Annotated in this window: 19 protein-coding genes; 8 read left to right on the top strand and 11 right to left on the bottom strand. The window is 45.1% G+C overall.

The window, feature by feature from the left end:
- Positions 1 to 26: 26 nt before the first annotated feature.
- Complete coding sequence (locus tag AZI87_RS05490) at positions 27 to 1,769, bottom strand: hypothetical protein (RefSeq protein ID WP_063205382.1); 1,743 nt, start codon at positions 1,767 to 1,769, stop codon at positions 27 to 29.
- Positions 1,770 to 1,848: 79 nt separating this feature from the next.
- Entirely contained in the window at positions 1,849 to 2,367 is a 519-nt protein-coding gene (locus AZI87_RS05485) for an asparaginase domain-containing protein (protein ID WP_063205381.1), read from the bottom strand.
- On the opposite strand from AZI87_RS05485, the gene AZI87_RS05480 reads away from it, so the two are divergent.
- The gene (locus AZI87_RS05480) at positions 2,366 to 3,034 is read left to right on the top strand and encodes a hypothetical protein (protein ID WP_063205380.1); all 669 of its coding nucleotides are present in this window, start codon (positions 2,366 to 2,368) and stop codon (positions 3,032 to 3,034) included. The genes AZI87_RS05485 and AZI87_RS05480 overlap by 2 nt on opposite strands.
- Here AZI87_RS05480 and AZI87_RS05475 read toward each other — a convergent pair.
- From AZI87_RS05475 to AZI87_RS05465, 3 genes are all read right to left on the bottom strand, one after another.
- Positions 3,021 to 3,500: a GreA/GreB family elongation factor gene (locus tag AZI87_RS05475; protein ID WP_063205379.1), complete on the bottom strand. Its 480-nt coding sequence runs from the start codon at positions 3,498 to 3,500 to the stop codon at positions 3,021 to 3,023. The genes AZI87_RS05480 and AZI87_RS05475 overlap by 14 nt on opposite strands.
- Before the next feature lie 55 nt (positions 3,501 to 3,555).
- Entirely contained in the window at positions 3,556 to 4,095 is a 540-nt protein-coding gene (locus AZI87_RS05470) for a DUF924 family protein (RefSeq protein WP_063205378.1), read from the bottom strand.
- Positions 4,096 to 4,174: 79 nt separating this feature from the next.
- Positions 4,175 to 4,660 carry an Hsp20/alpha crystallin family protein gene (locus tag AZI87_RS05465; protein WP_063205377.1) on the bottom strand — a complete coding sequence of 162 codons (486 nt, stop codon included), beginning with the start codon at positions 4,658 to 4,660 and terminating at the stop codon, positions 4,175 to 4,177.
- A gap of 163 nt (positions 4,661 to 4,823) precedes the next feature.
- On the opposite strand from AZI87_RS05465, the gene AZI87_RS05460 reads away from it, so the two are divergent.
- Positions 4,824 to 6,221: an NAD(P)H-binding protein gene (locus tag AZI87_RS05460; RefSeq protein WP_063205376.1), complete on the top strand. Its 1,398-nt coding sequence runs from the start codon at positions 4,824 to 4,826 to the stop codon at positions 6,219 to 6,221.
- Here the strand turns inward: AZI87_RS05460 and AZI87_RS05455 are convergent.
- Together AZI87_RS05455 and AZI87_RS05450 are read right to left on the bottom strand one after the other, a co-directional pair.
- Complete coding sequence (locus AZI87_RS05455) at positions 6,200 to 7,969, bottom strand: glycosyltransferase family 39 protein (protein WP_063205375.1); 1,770 nt, start codon at positions 7,967 to 7,969, stop codon at positions 6,200 to 6,202. The two genes, AZI87_RS05460 and AZI87_RS05455, sit on opposite strands and share 22 nt — an antisense overlap.
- Positions 7,970 to 8,022: 53 nt before the next feature.
- Positions 8,023 to 8,397: a hypothetical protein gene (locus tag AZI87_RS05450; protein WP_063205374.1), complete on the bottom strand. Its 375-nt coding sequence runs from the start codon at positions 8,395 to 8,397 to the stop codon at positions 8,023 to 8,025.
- Between the two features lie 121 nt (positions 8,398 to 8,518).
- On the opposite strand from AZI87_RS05450, the gene ubiG reads away from it, so the two are divergent.
- Positions 8,519 to 9,289 (top strand): bifunctional 2-polyprenyl-6-hydroxyphenol methylase/3-demethylubiquinol 3-O-methyltransferase UbiG, encoded by a 771-nt coding sequence (gene ubiG / locus AZI87_RS05445; protein WP_253696494.1) that lies wholly within the window; start codon positions 8,519 to 8,521, stop codon positions 9,287 to 9,289.
- A 61-nt stretch (positions 9,290 to 9,350) separates the two neighbouring features.
- Positions 9,351 to 9,884 carry a DUF1772 domain-containing protein gene (locus AZI87_RS17970; protein WP_081112137.1) on the top strand — a complete coding sequence of 178 codons (534 nt, stop codon included), beginning with the start codon at positions 9,351 to 9,353 and terminating at the stop codon, positions 9,882 to 9,884.
- On the opposite strand, the gene AZI87_RS05440 is transcribed toward AZI87_RS17970, so the two are convergent.
- Positions 9,811 to 11,373, bottom strand: coding sequence for a B12-binding domain-containing radical SAM protein (locus AZI87_RS05440; protein ID WP_063205373.1), 1,563 nt, complete (start codon positions 11,371 to 11,373; stop codon positions 9,811 to 9,813). The genes AZI87_RS17970 and AZI87_RS05440 overlap by 74 nt on opposite strands.
- Positions 11,374 to 11,482: 109 nt before the next feature.
- Between AZI87_RS05440 and AZI87_RS05435 the strand changes: the two genes are divergently transcribed.
- Positions 11,483 to 12,712: a M20/M25/M40 family metallo-hydrolase gene (locus AZI87_RS05435; protein ID WP_081112136.1), complete on the top strand. Its 1,230-nt coding sequence runs from the start codon at positions 11,483 to 11,485 to the stop codon at positions 12,710 to 12,712.
- Positions 12,713 to 12,765: 53 nt separating this feature from the next.
- Here AZI87_RS05435 and AZI87_RS05430 read toward each other — a convergent pair whose 3' ends face one another.
- Positions 12,766 to 13,686: a LysR family transcriptional regulator gene (locus AZI87_RS05430; RefSeq protein ID WP_063205371.1), complete on the bottom strand. Its 921-nt coding sequence runs from the start codon at positions 13,684 to 13,686 to the stop codon at positions 12,766 to 12,768.
- 203 nt (positions 13,687 to 13,889) lie between these two features.
- Between AZI87_RS05430 and AZI87_RS05425 the strand changes: the two genes are divergently transcribed.
- The 3 genes from AZI87_RS05425 to AZI87_RS05410 all read left to right on the top strand — a co-directional run bounded on the left by AZI87_RS05425 (position 13,890) and on the right by AZI87_RS05410 (position 15,799).
- On the top strand, positions 13,890 to 14,270 hold the full coding sequence (locus AZI87_RS05425; protein WP_063205370.1) for an HPF/RaiA family ribosome-associated protein: 381 nt from the start codon (positions 13,890 to 13,892) through the stop codon (positions 14,268 to 14,270).
- Positions 14,271 to 14,303: 33 nt separating this feature from the next.
- Positions 14,304 to 14,852 carry a BON domain-containing protein gene (locus AZI87_RS05420; protein ID WP_063205369.1) on the top strand — a complete coding sequence of 183 codons (549 nt, stop codon included), beginning with the start codon at positions 14,304 to 14,306 and terminating at the stop codon, positions 14,850 to 14,852.
- A 365-nt stretch (positions 14,853 to 15,217) separates the two neighbouring features.
- Complete coding sequence (locus AZI87_RS05410) at positions 15,218 to 15,799, top strand: flavodoxin family protein (RefSeq protein WP_063205367.1); 582 nt, start codon at positions 15,218 to 15,220, stop codon at positions 15,797 to 15,799.
- 135 nt (positions 15,800 to 15,934) lie between these two features.
- On the opposite strand, the gene AZI87_RS05405 is transcribed toward AZI87_RS05410, so the two are convergent.
- Together AZI87_RS05405 and speE are read right to left on the bottom strand one after the other, a co-directional pair.
- Positions 15,935 to 16,555 carry a superoxide dismutase gene (locus tag AZI87_RS05405; RefSeq protein ID WP_063205366.1) on the bottom strand — a complete coding sequence of 207 codons (621 nt, stop codon included), beginning with the start codon at positions 16,553 to 16,555 and terminating at the stop codon, positions 15,935 to 15,937.
- A gap of 57 nt (positions 16,556 to 16,612) precedes the next feature.
- Entirely contained in the window at positions 16,613 to 17,902 is a 1,290-nt protein-coding gene (gene speE / locus AZI87_RS05400; protein ID WP_063205365.1) for a polyamine aminopropyltransferase, read from the bottom strand.
- Positions 17,903 to 17,927: the final 25 nt, after the last annotated feature.

The following is a 17,927-nucleotide window of genomic DNA, read 5'->3' as shown; positions in this document are numbered from 1 at the left end:
AAGGCGTCTTGATAAGACGCCTTTTTTTATTTTAGATCCGTTCGATCTAAAATATATTTAAGTAAAGTGTCGCGAGTGATCCCTCGCTCTTGCAAAGGCTCTTGGCTTTCGATCAGGGCCTTTTCTTTCACCCAGGATTTGATGCTGCTCACAGTGGATTTAGACCTCGGCGTGAAACCTTGTACTAAATCCAAACACAATCCGCGAGCGGCCCCTTCGTTCGGGGAATAATCTCTGACAATGAGATAGCTGTTACGACGCCATTCACTTTGGATGTTGATGCTTGGATAAACGCGGTTTTTTATTTCGGCCCAGACGTCACAGTATTCGCTGTTGGTCATTTCGGGCTTCATGCGATAAGTATAAATCTTCACGACTTCTAAAATCCAATCCGCCGCTTCTGGAGCTAATTCTTGTACGAGCTCTTTTTTTAGACCCTTGAATTTCAAGTTACTGATACGTAGTTTTTCGTCGTAAAGAGATTGTGGCACAAGACCCGGAAACTTATTGATGTTTTGCTTCTGCCAAACTTGGGTGGCTTCGTAGTCTACGCAATTGGCAAAGAAACTGACCGGAGAGCGTCCTACGATGCTTTGATAATAGCTTTGGCGACATGAATTTTTAATGGCCTCTTTTTGTTCGTGAGAGAATGAAACTCCGGCGTCCACTTGTTTTTGGTACTGGGTTTTCAACGTGGGTTGTGAGCACGCAGCATTCGAAGTAAATTCCAATCCGTCAAAAACCAAAAGCTTAATGAGGTTGTATTTATCTGGTGATGCTTTTTTAAGAAGTGCCGGATTAAAACGATATGCCGTCACACTTTCAGCAAAGTCTTCAAAGGGATTTGTTTCGCCGTAGCGAGAAACAAAGGGGTGACCTTGTTGTGCCTTTCTTTTTTGCGCTTCAAACTCTCCATTCGTATTTTCTTTCCAATTGCTGAGCGCCAACCAGGCGTTAGATCTGTCGTAATCCGAAAAGTGGTTGTCCGAATAGTTGTGAGCGACCTCGTGATAAAGTGTGTACTGGCGCATGATAGAAGATTGACGTGACCAACTGTCAAAGAGTTCGATAGAGGCATTGGCTAATACCGTATCACCGTCACTGCCGTAAGCGGCTCGGGTGTAGCCGCGCTTGAATTTGATGAGCTGTTTATTCGGCTGAAACGGTATTTGCTCGGGACGAATCAATTCAAAAACTCGAATGACATCGGCAATCTCGGTAGAGCTAAAGGCATCTGCATTTTTGAAAGAGTAGCGAGATGTATTCACATCGAATTGCTCCATCAAATACATCATTTGCGGACCTACGGCGGCGCCGAAGATTTTTTGAGCGGCGCACATCGCTTTTTTACATTCAGGGTTGACGTTGAAAGCTTCCTGAAAGTTTTTGGGAGTTCCTTCGATGGATTGATCTCGGGCAGGAGATAAAAGCTTCGCTAAGGCGAGAACAAGCTCGGGGCGTTCATCCTCAAGAAGAATCCCACCGATGTAGACGTGGCCACCTTCATATCCAGGGCCCATAGGCTTTTTTGCATAATAATTTAGAATGTCTTTTGTTGCCGTCGGAAGCTTTGCGCGACAAGTGGCATTTTCAACTTGGGAGGCATTGGCGGCCCACCAGTTCATTTCTTCCGCCGCCGGAATACGTTCTTCACTAAGGTGTAACGGCGCTAGGGTGTCGTAGGAAACTTGCGGCTGGACTTTGGTCTGAAAGTGAGTGCACGAGGCAAGAAGAAGACCGGTTGCTAAAATTAAGGGTAAGAATTTCAAGCTGCACTCCTCGATAAGTCTAAAGACTTCTTCTCGGAGTTTTCCTAGATACCGTGAGACTCAAAATGAGATTTTAAGACTAGAAACTTTCGAAAGTTCCTTTTTCTCTATTCTTACGAACATGAGGAACCGTGAACACCTGGTTGTGGAATGAAATATAAAAACCAGGCTGCATGAGCTTAGCGGTAAGCAAGGCTTCAGTAACATTTTGAGCGGCATCGCTATCTTCAAAACCCATTGGAATCATCGCGCCGGTGAAAACTACTGGCACCGCGGGAGTCCCTAGCACTTGATAGCAATGTTCGGCGGTGACACTCATTGTGTCCGTTCCATGCAGAACAACGATAGGACATCCGCGTTGCATTTGATCTTTTATCGTCGCAGAGATCAAAGCGCGATCCGCGTCCGTCATATATAAAGAATCTTTGCTTAAAAGTGGATAGACCATGATGTTCGTGTAGGGAAGACGCATCTTCGAAAGAATACGGTTGCGGATACTTGTTCCGCGATTCTCAAGTGAGCCATCGAACTCGTTGTAAGTTTTTTCGATAGTTCCACCGGTAGTGATGATAACGACGTCTTGAATTGCATTTCCCATGGATCTGGATCCTATGCTAAGATTTTTAAAACAGCAAGGATCGGCATTGGGCTCATTGATTTCTCATCTGACACAGACGCAGCAAAAAGAACTTTTGGCAGACCTCAACTATCTGAATATGCAAGAGATAAAGAAGTTCTGTCGTTTGCATGGTCTTCCTTTAAACATCCATGCAGAGTATAAAAAAGGCGAGGTTCAAAAAACAAATGAGCTGGATCGAAAGGGAGTCGTGTTAGATCGTGTCCGCCAGTATTTGAAAACGGGAAAGGTTCCGGGGCCTTCCATTATTGGCCATAAAATGATCGCTGAAAAGTTTCCCGCAAAAATTGACGGAAAGACCCCGTTGCTATTTGGCTTGTACAAAAATCGCGATGCTAAAGTTCTAAAGGCTCTTCAGGAAATCACGAACGGAAAATTCCGTTTCGGTGCGCTGGCGCAAGAGCTGTCTCGAGAAATTTGGATTCAAGGCAAAAAGACAAACTTCGCTGCTTTCGCGAAACTGTGGCTTCAAGAGATGGAAAATCCAGAGAAAGTTCACCCCGAGTGGGCGTTCCTGACGGACTTATCTGCGGGCACGGCTGGAAAGGACTGGAAAGCCGTTCGTATAAAAAAGGCAAAATCGGTCATGGCGGAATTAAGTAAAATTCCAGCGCCTACCAAATATTGATGATCTCGTATTCGCGCACTTGATCGCCGTTTTCGACAACGGCGATATCTCCTTTGCGAAGATCCTGAAGTGCTTCTCCTAACGGACTGCTGGGTGTAACAATCTGAACTGTGCGCCCTTCAAACTGAACATTCACTCCACCACCCTTGACGACGATAAAGAAGAAACTGTGTTTGCCATTGAATTCAACTTCGACCAGGGCGGTAGAGTTGATTTTATCATTGGCGCCGAAGGTTTTGACGTCCAAATGTTTAAGAATAACTAAAAGCTCTTCAATCTCAGAGATTCTTTTTGCTTGAGCTCCTGCAAGATAAGAAGCTTCCAAACCACGAGTGTCGTATTCATTTTCAGGCTTGCTTTCTTCGTGAGTGGCGGCTTCATAAGTGGCCAGCGCGGCCTGTTTGGCAACGGACAAATCGTTTTCAAGCTGTGTACGAATGGCTTCTACCAATTTCTTTTTATCCAAAACAGACCCCTTGTAGATCAGTATGACGGTTTGTCACAAACAGGGCAACCGCCTTTTAGAATGAGGAGCCCGGCTGCTTGAGAAACTCAAGCTCTTCCGGAGTTGAAATGCGGCCAAGAGCCTTATTCCGGTGCGGGTAGCGGCCGTAGGTTTCAATGATTTTTTTATGCATCAATTCGAACTTAAGACCGTTCTCTAAACCTTTCTGTGAAAAAAGTTTTACAGCTTCCTCGTGAGTCTTGAGGTCTTCACTGTGCATGTAGGGCATGTAAAAGAAATGTCGTTGCACGATCGGAAGGCGTTGATCGTCACCCACTCTTACAGCCTCTTTTGCTAGGTGTAATGCCAGCTCATCTTGGGCAAATGCTCGTGAAGAGTCGCGAAAAAGATTTCTGGAAAATTGATCAAGGACTATGATTTCTGCCAGTCGTCCTTCAGGGGTGCCTCGCCAGGCTTGAGTTTTTCCGGCGACGGCATCTTCAAACACATCATAAAAGCGACGGCGAATTTGCTGATCAAATAGATCGTCTTTCATAAACCACAGACTGGGATCAATTTCTTCGAACCAAAAATCGATGATCGCTTGATAATTCATGATCTCAGTCTAAGGGAAGGGGGAGGGGATGTCAAAATAGGGAGGGCCCGGCGGGGAGCCGAGCCCTAGGGAAGAGGGATTAGTGAGCTGAGTTCGCGGAGGATGTGTCCTCACCCACTTTTTTAGAGCCGATCAGCTTTTCAAAAAAGCCACCGGATTTAGACTGAATTTCGATGCTGCGAGGTTTCGCGGCAGCTGCTTTAGGTAAATACATATTGAGTACGCCATCTTCGTAGTTCGCCTCGATTTTTTCGACGTCTACGGTTTTTGGCAAAGTGAATCTCTTTGTGAAAGATTCCGCGCTATTGCCGCGTTTTCTTTCGCCCGAGATACTTAGAACGTTGTCGTTCAACTCAATTTTAAGATCTTCTTTTTTAATTCCAGGCAAATCGACACCTAATAAGTAATGATCTTCTGTTTCAGAGACTTCAAACGCAGGTGTGAAACGACGCTCAGAATTCGTGTTTGCCGGAGCAGCAAAGCTTTCAAACATGCGCTCCACTTCGTCAAAAAGATCTGTGGCAAAAGGTCTGCGATTTGTCATATAGGGTGTGAGTGTTCTCATAAATACCTCCTTTAAGAGTCTTTGAGTTCTTACATTTCAAACATGGGATTGGAGATTTTCTTGTCAAGGCAAGGAAAGTCCTTAAAATAAAAATCCTAGCGCCCCTGTGTTCGAAAAAAAATTTGTCAAGGTGCTGGCTTTAGGTCAGAAGGAGTTTTTTTAAATGAAAATCGCCGTTGCTGGAGCCAGTGGATTTGTGGGGAAAGCTCTCATTAAGGAGCTTAAAAAAAATCACGAAGTTATTGCTCTGAGCCGTTCTTCAAAAAAAGCAAAATCAGATAGCGAAGTCGAATGGCGCGCTTGTGATCTTTTTAGCTTATTAGACGCGGAAAAAGCTTTAAAGGATGTGGACGTCGCTGTTTATTTAGTTCACTCCATGCGTCCTTCCGCCCATCTGACTCAAGGGACATTTGATGATTTTGATTTGATTGTCGCGGATAACTTCGTGCGTGCCGCAGAAAAGAATCATGTAAAACAGATCATTTATCTTGGAGGCATGCGACCCGACAATGCACCCGATTTGTCGCGACATTTAAGAAGCCGTTGGGAGGTGGAAGAGGTTTTTAAAAACAGCACCATTCCGGCTACGGTCTTGCGTGCAGCCATTATTCTTGGGCCCGAGGGATCTTCTTTTCAAATCATGGCGCGCCTAGTGTCTCGATTGCCGATGATGATCTGTCCGTCATGGACGAATACTTTAAGTCAGCCAGTCGCACTTAAGGATGTGGTTCAAAGCATTCTTTATTGTGCGGAAAATGGTGATACTTATAATAAAGTTTTTGATATTGGTGGGACCGCCATCAGCTATCGCGATATGATGGCTAAAATTGCTGATCAAATGGGATTGAAGCGTTCACTGTTTCGTTTTCCATTGCTGACTCCCCAAATTTCGACATTGTGGGTGTGCTTGATTACTCAGGCTCCTTGGTCCTTGGTGTCACCTTTAGTTAAGGGGCTTCGGATAGATTTACTGATTGATCCGAAGCGAGCCCTGCACATTCCAAATCACCAGTTTGCTGATGTCGATACGGCTTTAAAAGAAGCACTGGTTGACTATGACCCTCATAAAAAGCCTTTGGCTTTCAAAGGAACAGAAGTAGGCAAACATGTCGTTCGTTCTGTTCAGCGCCTGCCGTTGCCCCCAGGAAAAACGGCAGAAGCGGTCGCACATGCTTACTTAGACTTTTTACCGACGTTACCCGCATTTCTAAAAGTGGATGTTGAAGGTCGTTGGGTGTATTTTCGCTGGCGCTTTCCAGATACCAAGCTTTTAGTTTTGGAGTATGCGCCCGAAAGAAGTTGGTCTCACCGTCAGCTTTTTTATGTGCGCGGGGGATTATTAGCTGCAAAAACTGAACGGGGACGGTTGGAGTTCAGAGAGATTCTAGGTGGCAAGGCTGTGATCGCGGCTATTCATGACTTTGTGCCGCGCATGCCTTGGTATGTGTATCGCTGGACGCAAGCTTACTTTCACCTATGGGTGATGAAGCAGTTTGGCCGTTATTTAAAGCGCAACAAAACACAACGCCCGAGCAAACGTCAAATTCCGCGTCCTTCGTAAACTTCTCCAAGCTCGCGACCGCGTGCGGGGAAGAGGGCTTTGACTTTCTCAAAAACCCAAGACAGTCCCGCGGATGCCCATATGATCAGGACGGCATCAAAAGGAACCCGAAATCTGTTTTCAGATTTGAAGAACCACACCGTGAAAAATAACGTCAACATCAGAAGAGCGGCTATTTTTGAATAGTCGTCGTTCTTTCTTGCATAAGCCAGGGCCCCTATCACGGTAAGAGGAAGAAGAAAGAAATGAAAGAACTCCTCCCAATCAAGGAAAAGCGAACGCATCGGCGTTTCCCCCACAGGCCATAACATGTTTCCTGCAAATAAATAGTAAACAAAGCGAAAACTTTCCGCGAGGACCGCTGGGTTTTCGCGCACACATTTGAAACCTTCATTCCAAAAGTATTTCTGATCGGTGAACGGACGAGGCCATTGTTTGAAAGTTCTTTCGCCGGTCACGGTGAATAGTGGCGACATCCAACGACTGCCTTGAGAGTCTTGATTGTCTTTAGAAGGACATTTTCCCTCGACGAAATTTAATGCCCCTGCTGTTGGTCCCATATACGCTTTACCGTAATGCGCTTTCGTCCAAATTAGGTGAGGAATGGCAATAAGCAGGCACCCTAACCCCAGCGCAAAAACTTTAGAGATTCCTTGGCGTAAATTCTTTCGATCACGGAAGATCAACCATAATGAAAACGCTGGTAAAAAGAAGGCGTGATTGCCCTTAAAATAAAAAGCCGTCATTAAAAGGAAGCCGACGATAAAGTAGCCGCTCTCTTTTTCATTCTTTAATGCTTTTAATATAAACCAAAGGGAAAGCGTGATCAGAAACGCATACGCATTTTCCGCAAGATGCAGTGAGGCCATGGCTGCTTGGGGAATATGAATTGCCGCAAAGAAAAGACTGATGAATCCCGCCAATCTTCCGAAGCGCTCGCGCACCATGAGATAGATCAATACAACGATACCCCAAGACAGAAACACTTGAGTCCAATTGAAAAGTTCAAAGCCCCCTAAGTCACGAATCCATTGCGACCATAAAGTAAAGCCAATGGGTTGAAAAAGTTGGGCGGCATTAAATGAGTTTCGTGAAATCTCCCAGGCCCTCTGAAAATAGGCCGACATATCAGAAAAAAGGCTGAGCTCGGGCGGATATGTGATGAATACAAACCAGAAGCGAAGGATGAATGCTCCACACAGCGCGAACACGACGGCCATGCGCTCAGAACTATCGTCTGCCGGAATAAGAGCGTAAAGCAAAACACCCAAGCTCAAAATAAAAAAGGCCAATCCCCCGGCAAGTTTAGGTTCTGACCAGTCTTTATCTAAAATCACGCCGTGAAGGTCGCCACGCGTGCTCCCCGCGATATGCCATTCCGTTTTGCTGGACAAAAAAGTCGCCGTCTTTGTTAAGGGAAGACCTTTTTTGTTGTCACAGATTTTCGATAGTTCCGTGGGTAGGGTCCAATCACCTTTTGTTGTCGTTAAAGAATGAACACAGTTGCGTGTTCGAAGAATGAGTTTGTCTAAGGCAATAGTTCTTGCTGGGGTCGTAAAGCTGAGCCAGTAAAGCCCTTCAGGAGTTCCACGATGATTCAAAGTGGAAGGAGCTTTGTTGTATAGCTTCATGTCGGGTTGAATGAAATTCGCATTGTAAGGACGAGGTGAAAGATAAAAAAACCACGCTAGTCCCAAAACCATGCCGGTTATGCCAATGAATGAAAGAAGATGTGTGCGTTTTATCATGAGTGGGCAAGGGTTTAACCGCGCCGTGGACTCATTCTCAAGTTACGAAAGGTTTAGTGAACAAGTCGTAATAATGACCCGCTATGCAACGTCACCAATATACAATACGGAAGCGTATAACAGAAAAGAACGCCCCAGGGTTTCGTATTGTGAAACAAGTGCAAACCGGTAATTACGAAAAGCAATGGAGCAAAAGCGGCCAAACTTAGTGGAACAGCAAAATTAATGATAAGGAAAATGCCAAAGATAATTTCAATGAGCTTTACAGAGGGCATGATGAATTTTGTTTCGATACAGGCTAAGACGAACTGATCTATTACCGGGCTTGCCGGTGGAATTTTTATCCAGTGAAAGAATCCGTTCAGTCCCCAAAAGACCATCTGCATAGCAAAAGCCCATCGAACGGCGATCTCAAAGTATTCACTCATATATGTGATCTTATATGAATTTTAATCTGGGGCAACCCTGTGATTCTTACCACTGGACTTCGTCAACACTCCCCCGGAAGTTGCGCCCTTTGATAGCTTGAAAGCAACGAGAGGAGCTTGCATGGACATGGATCTCGCAAAATTCGATAAAGAGATCGTCAATAACGAAGCCTATGATCATTTAGCGGAGCGCTGGTATGAGGCGCAAGATGATCCCATCGCTTTACTGCGTAACCAACACAAAGTGGAAATGCCTTGGATATTGGAAGAAATTCGTCGCAACATCGGTTATCGCGCCGAGATCTTGGATATGGGTTGCGGAGCTGGCTTTCTTTCTAATGACTTGGCTCTGGCAGGGCATTCCGTGCAAGGCATTGATCTCTCGACATCCAGTCTGAAGGTGGCGGCGGACCGCGACGTCACTCACACCGTCCGTTACCAACAAGGAGACGTGTATTCGGTGCCTTTTGCGAAGGAAAGTTTCGATGTCGTCTGTGCAATGGACCTTCTTGAACACGTGTCGGACCCGCAGCGAGTGATCGCGGAAGCGACCCGCGTACTGCGTCCGGGGGGGCTCTTCTTTTTTAATACGTTCGCAAAGAATCCCTTGGCATGGCTGGTGGTTATTAAGGGCATGGAGTGGTTTGTAAAGAACACACCAAAGGACTATCACGTGTATTCTTTATTTATCGACCCAGAACAAATGAGGGAGTGGGCAGATGAAAGCGGGTTGGAAGTTATGCAAATTCGCGGAATACGTCCCGTCTTCGCGCAGAAAGCGATGCTTGAGCTTATTCGCACGGGTGTTGTCCCGAAAGATTTTCGTTTCAAATTTACAAAGCTCCCGCTTATCGCTTACACGGGATACGCCAAGAAGATGCGTGAGCATTAAAGACTTCTTAATTTCAAAAAAGAAACTTGTGACACTTTGACACGAAGTTTATAGGTGTCGCATGAACGTTTCGGGATTTTTGCGATATACCAGTCTTATGCTGGTGGGCCTGATGGCGGGAAGCTCTTTTGCTTTTGTGCTGGGAATGGGGCCCGCCATGGAGAAACTCTCTGCAGCTGCGTATATCGAGCTTCATCAAAATTTGGATCCCGCATTCACGGCGTGGAATCCATTTCTTTATTTTCTGGTGACCCTCATCATCGCTGCTAATCTGTATTTGATTCGTCACGACTGGAAGTGTTTAGAGTTTCTTTTAGTTTTGTTTGCGCTGATTTGCGTGCTTGACGAGTTATTGATGACTTGGACGGGGAATTTACCTTTAAACCGCGCGGTTCATTCGTGGCAGATGCTCGCACCTCCGTCGGATTGGGTGGAGGTGCGTTCACAGTGGCTGAGGTTTATGTATATTCGTTGCGCTTTACTCGTTTCAGGCTTTGGACTGCTTCTGGCATCCAGCTTCTTTATGAAACGGTCTCTGTCTTCCCAGCCAAGTGTCTTTGTTGTCTCTTCGGAATGGCAGAAGTCGCCTCTTTAGTTCCGGTCTTTTTTAGCACATTCTCCTTTAAGAACTTCGGCAAATCTGTCTTACCAGTTAAAGAATAGTCCTCCATAATCAATGCTTTAGCTTCTTCTGCAGGCCATTGAAGTTCATCTTTCAGATAGACGTAAGCGGACTCAAACAAACTGAGCTGAGAAATACCAAAAGACTGCGCATATCGTTGCGTAAGAAACGTATTAAATTCAAAGAACTGCCAGAAAAAGGATTTGTCTTCTCGAGCCTGCGCTTTCTCGCGAAGGACATTGACGAAGTTTTTAAAGCTTCCGCTGTTAGCATAAAGATCCCAGTACTTGGCGAAACGATTCATCACCTGCAAAGTATCGAAGTTCATACTTTTTGTACGTAGGATTTGGAAGGGAGGGTGGTCCGCATAGACCATTTGCCACTCTTTATCGTGACGGGCAATCGGAGCTCCCTTTAAGCGTTTTAAAATACCTACCTGAATTTCATGAGGTCTTAAAGAGGCTAGAATATCAAAACCTTTTGCGAAGCTTTCAAGGTCTTCCCCAGGTAGCCCCGCGATGAGATCCGCGTGCGTGTGAACGCCTGTTTCTTCCGCCAGAAAGCGGAAATTGTCTTTTACTTTTTCATAGTCATTGCGACGGCTTACTAAGCGGGCGACTTCAGGATTCCAAGTTTGAATACCGATCTCAAACTGAAGTGCTCCTGGAGGAAATTTTTTAATAAGGTCGCGGATTTCTAATGGCAGACGATCTGGCACCATTTCAAAGTGCAAGAACAAGCCTAAATCAATGCGATCCAAAAAGAATTGCAGAATCGTCGTACAAGTCGTGGGGCTTAAATTGAACGTGCGGTCAATGAACTTAAATTGACGAGCGCCACGATCCAAAAGCTTTTGCATCTCCGAAAGAAAATCTGTCAGTTCAAAACTGCGCACGGCTTTGTCGAGAGAAGAAAGGCAGTATTCGCACCGATAAGGACAACCGCGTGAAACTTCCACATAGATCACTCGGTTCTGAATATCCTCGTCAGTGTAGAGTTCATACGGGGATTTGATCTTTTTGATATCTGGAAGAGCACCAGAGATGAATTTTGTCTCTGGCAGAATTCCATTATCTAAAGCGTTTTTGCAGAACTCATAGAAAAGAAAGTCCGCTTCACCCTTGATGGTGAAGTCCGCAATCTGACAGATTTTCTGAGATTCTGATTCGTGACTGACTTCGGGTCCACCCAGAACCACGATGGTGTCGGGGCTGATTCGTTTCAACAACGAGACAAGCTCTAAAGATTCTTGGGCGTTCCAGATATAAACGCCAAGGCCGATGATCTTCGCATTTTGACGCAGCAATGCCTCGGCGATATCGCGTGGATCTTTTTGAATGGTGAACTCCATGATCTGTGCACGGTCTTGCAGATCACCCAGATTCGCCATCAAGTAGCGCAAACCAAAGGAACTATGGGGGTAACTTGAGTTCAGTGTAACCAACAAAATGTCTTTATTCATAGGGCGCACCTTACTGCATGTTGAAAAAATAAGCGAATTGTCTTTGCCAACCTGAGGACAAATTCGATACGATTACGTGACGGTAATTTATTTTTCAAAGGATTGAATTATGAAAACTGCCACGATGGCACTTTTATTCGTCGCAGCGACGGCCTCGGCCCATGTTGCGCCTCTTGAAAGCTTCGAAACCAAGCCTATCCTCGCAGATCTGAAAGACCTAAGAGCTTTGAACATCCCGGTTTTAGCCAAGGATGAGCGTATTGAGGTGGGTTATGCGATTGTTACTCCTCTCATGCAGCAAAGAATTCAAGAGCGTGCTCACCAGGTGGGTAAGTGCGGTGGCTTTGAAGATCTTAGCCAGGATGTGATGTTGCATTCCAAAGGCTTTGATAAAATGTTGCAAAGCTTGGCCGACATTCAGGAAAAAAATGAGCTTTACGAACGTGCTCCTTTCAAAATTCTTTCACTGACTAAAGACGCAAGGATTGAAGCCGCATTGACGGAAGTCAGCGAAAGCAACCTTCGCAGTTATGTGACATGGCTTTCTTCTTTTCCGAACAGAAATAATCGGGATCCTCAGCCGAACCGCCACGTCGATGAAATGAAGCAGCGTTTGGAAGCGATGCTAGGAAATGCGACCATCCCTTATGAGATCTCCATCATCGGTCACACTTCGACAAAACAAAATTCAATTCGTGTGCGTTTGCCAGGTTCTGAAAGACCGAACGAGATCGTTGTTCTTGGTGGACATCTTGATTCAATCAATCAATCGTGGGGCGGAGATAAAGCCGCTCCTGGAGCTGACGACAATGCTTCTGGTTCGGCGAATTTGATCGAAGCCTTACGTATTTTGATGAATAAAGAACAGCCTAAGCGCACCGTCGAAATCTTCTGGTATGCCGGCGAAGAGTCTGGCCTTTTGGGATCAGCAGAGATTGCAAAACAATATAAAGCTGAAAAGAAAGACGTCGTGGCCGTTCTTCAACTGGACATGACCTTATTCCCAGGCTCGGGTGAACTTGTAATTGGAAGTATGACGGATTTCACAAGTGCTTGGCTTCGCGATTATCTAAAGGCGATGAACGAAACTTATCTGCATGCGCGCGTGGTTGACGACAAGTGTGGATATGGTTGCAGTGACCATGCTTCTTGGAATCGTCAAGGGTATCCAGCATTGATGCCATTTGAGGCGACGTTTAGAAATAGCAACCAGAACATCCACACGGCAAAGGATGTGATTTCTCCTGCCTCCAACTTTAAGCATTCAGCTGTATATACGAAAATTGCTTTGGTGATGGCGATGGATTTGGCGAATAGCCAAGCTCGCCAACCTTACTAAACTATTCAAAAATCGAAAAGGGCTTAAAGGCACAAGGGTTTTCCTTTGTGCCTTTAATATTTTTCCAGCCGCTTAATGCTGTTTTTCACTTCTTCGACAGTATCATCATAATGATCGTCTTTGCGACCCAGAAGGTAAAGGCTGTGCTTCCAATAGCCTGCCTTGGGCCCTAGCAAAGTGATTGTCCCGTTATTCACTTCGTCCAAGAGATAAGGCACGGGCATGAAGCCTACTCCGGCGCCATCCACGATGGCTCTTCCAACGACAGAGATGATATCGCTTTCAAGAACTACTTTTTTTCGCCCTTTGATCTCTTGAAAGTAAAGATCTGTTTCGTGGCGTAGTTTCATTTTGTAAGAGGGAATAATCAGTCCCCAGGGAACGGCATTTAAAAAATCCAGCGCAGAAGTGTTTCTTGAAATGCGGATTTTCATGTCTTTCAAATTTTTACTTGAGACCATTAAATTGACGGGCATGTTTGCGGACGCAAGTTCTTTCACATCTTCAGCGTAAATAGGTTTATTTGTTAAAACCAAATCTATTTCTTCACTGCGCAATTGATTCACTAAAATTTCAGAGGGGGCTGAGCTGACGAAAAAAGTTTTCTCAATATTTCGTCTTTTTTCTCGAATCAAAGGGCTTAATAGGTCTGCGATAAATGGACGCTCGACCTGATCAGTGACACCAATGCGAATTTTCTGACTTTGTTTTTCCGTCGGCGAGCGCAGACTTTCAGCAAACTCGTTGGCGATGTCGAATATCTTTTTTGAATAAGCGTAAGCTTTTTCTCCTTCAGGAGTGAGCTGTAAGTTGCGACCTTTTTTTTCGAATAACTTTTGATCAATGGCAGATTCAAACACTTTTAACTGAGAACTCAGGGAAGGCTGACTGATATGTAAGTACTTAGCAGCGTTACTGACGCCACCCAGACGAGCTGTTACATAAAAGTAATAAAGATGGTTGTAGTTGAACATAAAACTGGACCCCCGGATGACAACGATTTCTTGGCGCCGTTTTGGAACTGGTTTTACGACGTGCCTCTGTAAGTGTTGAAACTCCCTCAAATATCCATTTTGCAGTACTGCAAATATATAGTTTTAAACTAACTAAGTCATCCAAATTATATATTTAAAGAAATCATGGTTGTTAGCGATAATAAAGGCAGAAGGAGGTAGATATGCAAACAGACATCTACTACAGAGACATCACTAAGACTGAAAACCTAGAAGCTTATTTGTTGGAAAAGGTGGAAGGTACAGTCGAAGACTTCTTTAAATACGATAGTGGTGCTCATCTCACAGTGCGAGTGGAAACAGATCGACATCGATCGCAGACTCGTAAGCCCAGCTATATCTGTGAGGTCATCCTTAAAGCCTCTTACATCCGTAACGTCATCAAAGTACGTAAAACAGATGAGAACTTTAAGCGATGTGTAGCTAACACCGTAGACGCTTTGAAAGTAATCTTAAGTAAACAGTCCTCTTTGAAATCTCAGCACCGTCGTCGTGACCCGGCTTTGAACTATCAGCCGGAATCATGGGAAGACGGTGTGGCTTAATGGAAATTTGAACTGAGACAGAAGGAGCAGCTTATGAATACTCTTCTTAAGAAAAACCATGAAGATTGCGAACTAGCTCAAAAACTACGTGAACGAATTAAATGGGATAAGAGAGTAAGTGAAGCTGACCTCGATATCGTCGTCCGTGGAGGTGTAGTCATTGTCAGTGGCTGCGTTGATACCTCATACAAAAAGAATGCGGCACTGGAAGCGATCTCTGACACCGAAGGCGTTTGGGCCGTGGAAGATCGAATTGTAGTTCCAGTAGATTTTCATAGGACGGATGACGAGATTACGGAAATCCTGATGTCCGAGTTGATGGAAATGATCAAGATCGATGGAGAGCATATCGAAATCGATGTGATGAACGGAGTCGTAAAACTTTACGGCGAAGTGTTCCGTCCTCGACTGAAAGCGATGGCCGATGCCTCAGCTTGGGAGCTCTCCGGGGTGAAGGACGTCATTAATTTCATCGAAATTAAAGACCCACCTCGCCGAGCTCCTCTTACTACTGATGAATACCAACCGCTGTTCCACAACCCCGGAACAGATTTTGAGGCAACTCTGAAGGAGGTTTCTTGATGATGAGAGAAACAACATAATTGCGGTCCTTTTCCCATCCCTCCATAATGGGCGCCCTTTCTGTGGCGCCCTTCTTTTTTTCTTTGATCGAAGACGGAAATTTATTTTTGGAAGCAGAGTTGGGTGCTGGCGCTTCGGTCGGCACGCCTTCCGGGCTCGGTTGCCGCCGAGGCTGCGCCTCGGTTCGCGCCATCGTGGCGCCGGCAAAGGCCGACCTTCGGGTCAGCACCAAGCCCACTGCCTAAAAGAAATTTCCTTCGACATAGGAAAAAGAAGAAGGGCTACAGACGGCGGCTTTTTTTTGGGGCGGCTTTGCCGCGTTTTTTGTTTTTGATGTTTGTTCGTAAAGTCGGGATACTTTTTGTATGAAAAAGATTTTGGTTTTAAATGGGAGTCCGGCTGGGGATGGTGGGAATTGTGCTCGGTGGGGTTCTTGGATTTTGAGGTGTTTTAAGAAATTGGGTGTGGATTGTTCTGTGGAAGTTGTGCATTTAAAGACGACTTCTTATGGGGCTTCTTTGAAGAAGAAGATTTCTGCGGCCGATGGATTTGTTTTTGTTACGGGGACTTATTGGGATTCTTGGGGGAGTCCTTTGCAGAAATTGCTTGAGGAGATGACGGAGCTTGAGGGGACTTCTTCTTTGATGGGGAAGCCTTGTGCGGTTTTTGTTTTGATGCATTCGGTGGGTGGGAAGTCGGTGCTTTCTCGTCTTCAAGGGGTGTTATCGACTATGGGGCTTTTGATTCCGCCTATGAGTGGGATGGTTTATTCTTTGGTTTCTGAGGTGGCGCTTCGTTCGAAGTCTTCGCATCGTGATGATTTCTGGCAGAAAGAAGATGCGTTTCTTATTCTTTCGAATCTGGTGAAGGCTTGCGATTATCGTGTGGATTGGGAAACTTGGCCGGTCGACAAAAAGGATCCTCGTCGGATCTGGCTGAAAAACTAGATTGCTTGGATTTTTGTCTTGAGGGAAGAGAAGCGGTCTTACTTATTGTGCTTCGCAGGACAAAAAAGAAGCAGGCACTTCTAAAAAAAAGGCTGCGCTAGGCAGCCTTTTTTAGTTTCCTTTTTTGCAAAAAAACTACGTCATTGATTTCGTCAAATCGCGAACTTTTTTGGAAGCATAGTTTTCTGAAACGAAGTTCCAGTTGATTTGATTCCAGAAAGTCTCAAGGTATTTTTGACGAAGATTGCGGTAATCAACGTAGTACGCGTGTTCCCAAACGTCAGCAACCATCAATGGAGTTGGGCCGTTGTTTGTGAATGGAACTTGTGCGTTTGAAGTTGATACTAGGCTCAATTTGCCAGAAGCATCTGTGCAGAGCCAGATCCAGCCTGAACCGAAAGTTTTCATACCGCCATCAACGAATTTTGCTTTCAACTCATCCATAGAACCGAAGTCGCGTTTGATTGCGGCATCAAGATCTGCAGAAGGTTGTCCGCCTTTGCCTTGCGGAGCCATGTTGAACCAATAGAATGTGTGGTTCCAGCCCTGAGCTGCGTTGTTAAATACGCCGCCAGAAGATGAAAGTACGATCTCTTCAAGAGATTTACCTTTCAACGAAGCATCGGTTTCCATCATCTTATTCAAGTTGTCCAAATAAGCTTTGTGATGTTTGTCGTAGTGATAGTTCATTTGTTCTTCATTGAACAAAGGAGCTAATTCAGTTTTTGCGTAGGGAAGTGTTGGAAGTTTGAACATTAATACGCCTCCTGTTGTCTAATGAAAGTATAATGAAAACAGGAGGCGGTCTATTAATTAAGCATTTTCGCCAAGCATCGTTCTGACGAAGGTTGGCAAAGTGAACGCAGCAGAGTGCAGCTCTTCATTGTAGTATTTAAGACCTTTGGCTGAAGAGAATTGGCGCGCTTTGTCTTTGTTGAAGTCTTTCGCAGGGTGATAGTTTCCTTTTACACCGACTTGCAAGCTCCACATTCCTGATGGGTACGTTGTGGCGTGGAAAAGCATCGTGTGGACGCTGGATTTTCCAAAAATGCCTTTTAAGCACGAATTCAATTCAACGAAAGTGCCTTCATGGAACATGGGCGATTCACCTTGTGTGATGATGATGCCGCCTTCTTTTAATGCGTTTTTGCAGTTGTTATAGAAATCGGCCGTGAAAAGACCTTTTGCTGGACCTACGGGGTCCGAACCGTCAACGATGATCACATCGTAAGAGTTTGCTGCCGCGTCTTTCACGAATTGAATGCCGTCACCGATAATAAGATTCAATTTCGGATTACCGAATTCAGACGCGATTTTTGGAAGATGTTGTTTAGAAGCACGCACAACAGCTTCGTCGATTTCGACCATCGTTACTTTTTCAATTTGATCATATTTGAAAAGTTCACGGATCGTTCCGCCGTCACCACCGCCGATGACTAGAATATTTTTCGCGTTTCCGTGAGCTTGCATCACCGGGTGAGAAATCATCTCGTGATAGTGGAACTCGTCACGCTCTGTGCACATCACCATGTTGTTGATAGCAAGGAATTTGCCATGAGAATAAGAATCCAAAACGCGAACGCGTTGGAACGGATTTGTTTCGTCGAATAGCACATCCCCTGTGTAGCGCAAAGACAAAGCCTGGTTTTCATCTTTATCCGTGAACCAAACGTTGCGTTCGATTTGGAAACCTTTTTTCAAATCGAAGGAAGGCTCTGTGCGCAAGTGCTTCGGTTGGAAATCTGATTTTTGGATCACGTGCAAAGAACCACGATTCATTTCAATCGCCGAGTAATTTGCCTGGAAAGCTTTTTTCAAGTGCTCAAAAGAAACCCAAGGGTCTACAGAGTCACCGCATGTGAAAAGATCGACAGCGGCATATCTGTATTCCGGCCATGTGTGGATGGCCAAATGACTTTCTTGGATCACCACCACACCACTCACACCCCAGGGAGAGAAATGGTGAAAGGTCGAATTAATAACCGTAGCTCCAGCAATTTGAGCGGCATCAATCATACTTTTTTCGATGATCGATACATCGTTCAAAACCTCGGCGTTACAACCACTGAACTCAACTAAAATATGGCGACCTAAAGCTTTCAATTCCGTGCCCTCCCAGGGAAACTTG

The organism is Bdellovibrio bacteriovorus, from assembly GCF_001592745.1.
Lineage (GTDB): Bacteria > Bdellovibrionota > Bdellovibrionia > Bdellovibrionales > Bdellovibrionaceae > Bdellovibrio > Bdellovibrio bacteriovorus_B.
Note: the sequence above shows the minus strand (reverse complement) of the source record. Positions and strands in the feature narration are given on the sequence as shown.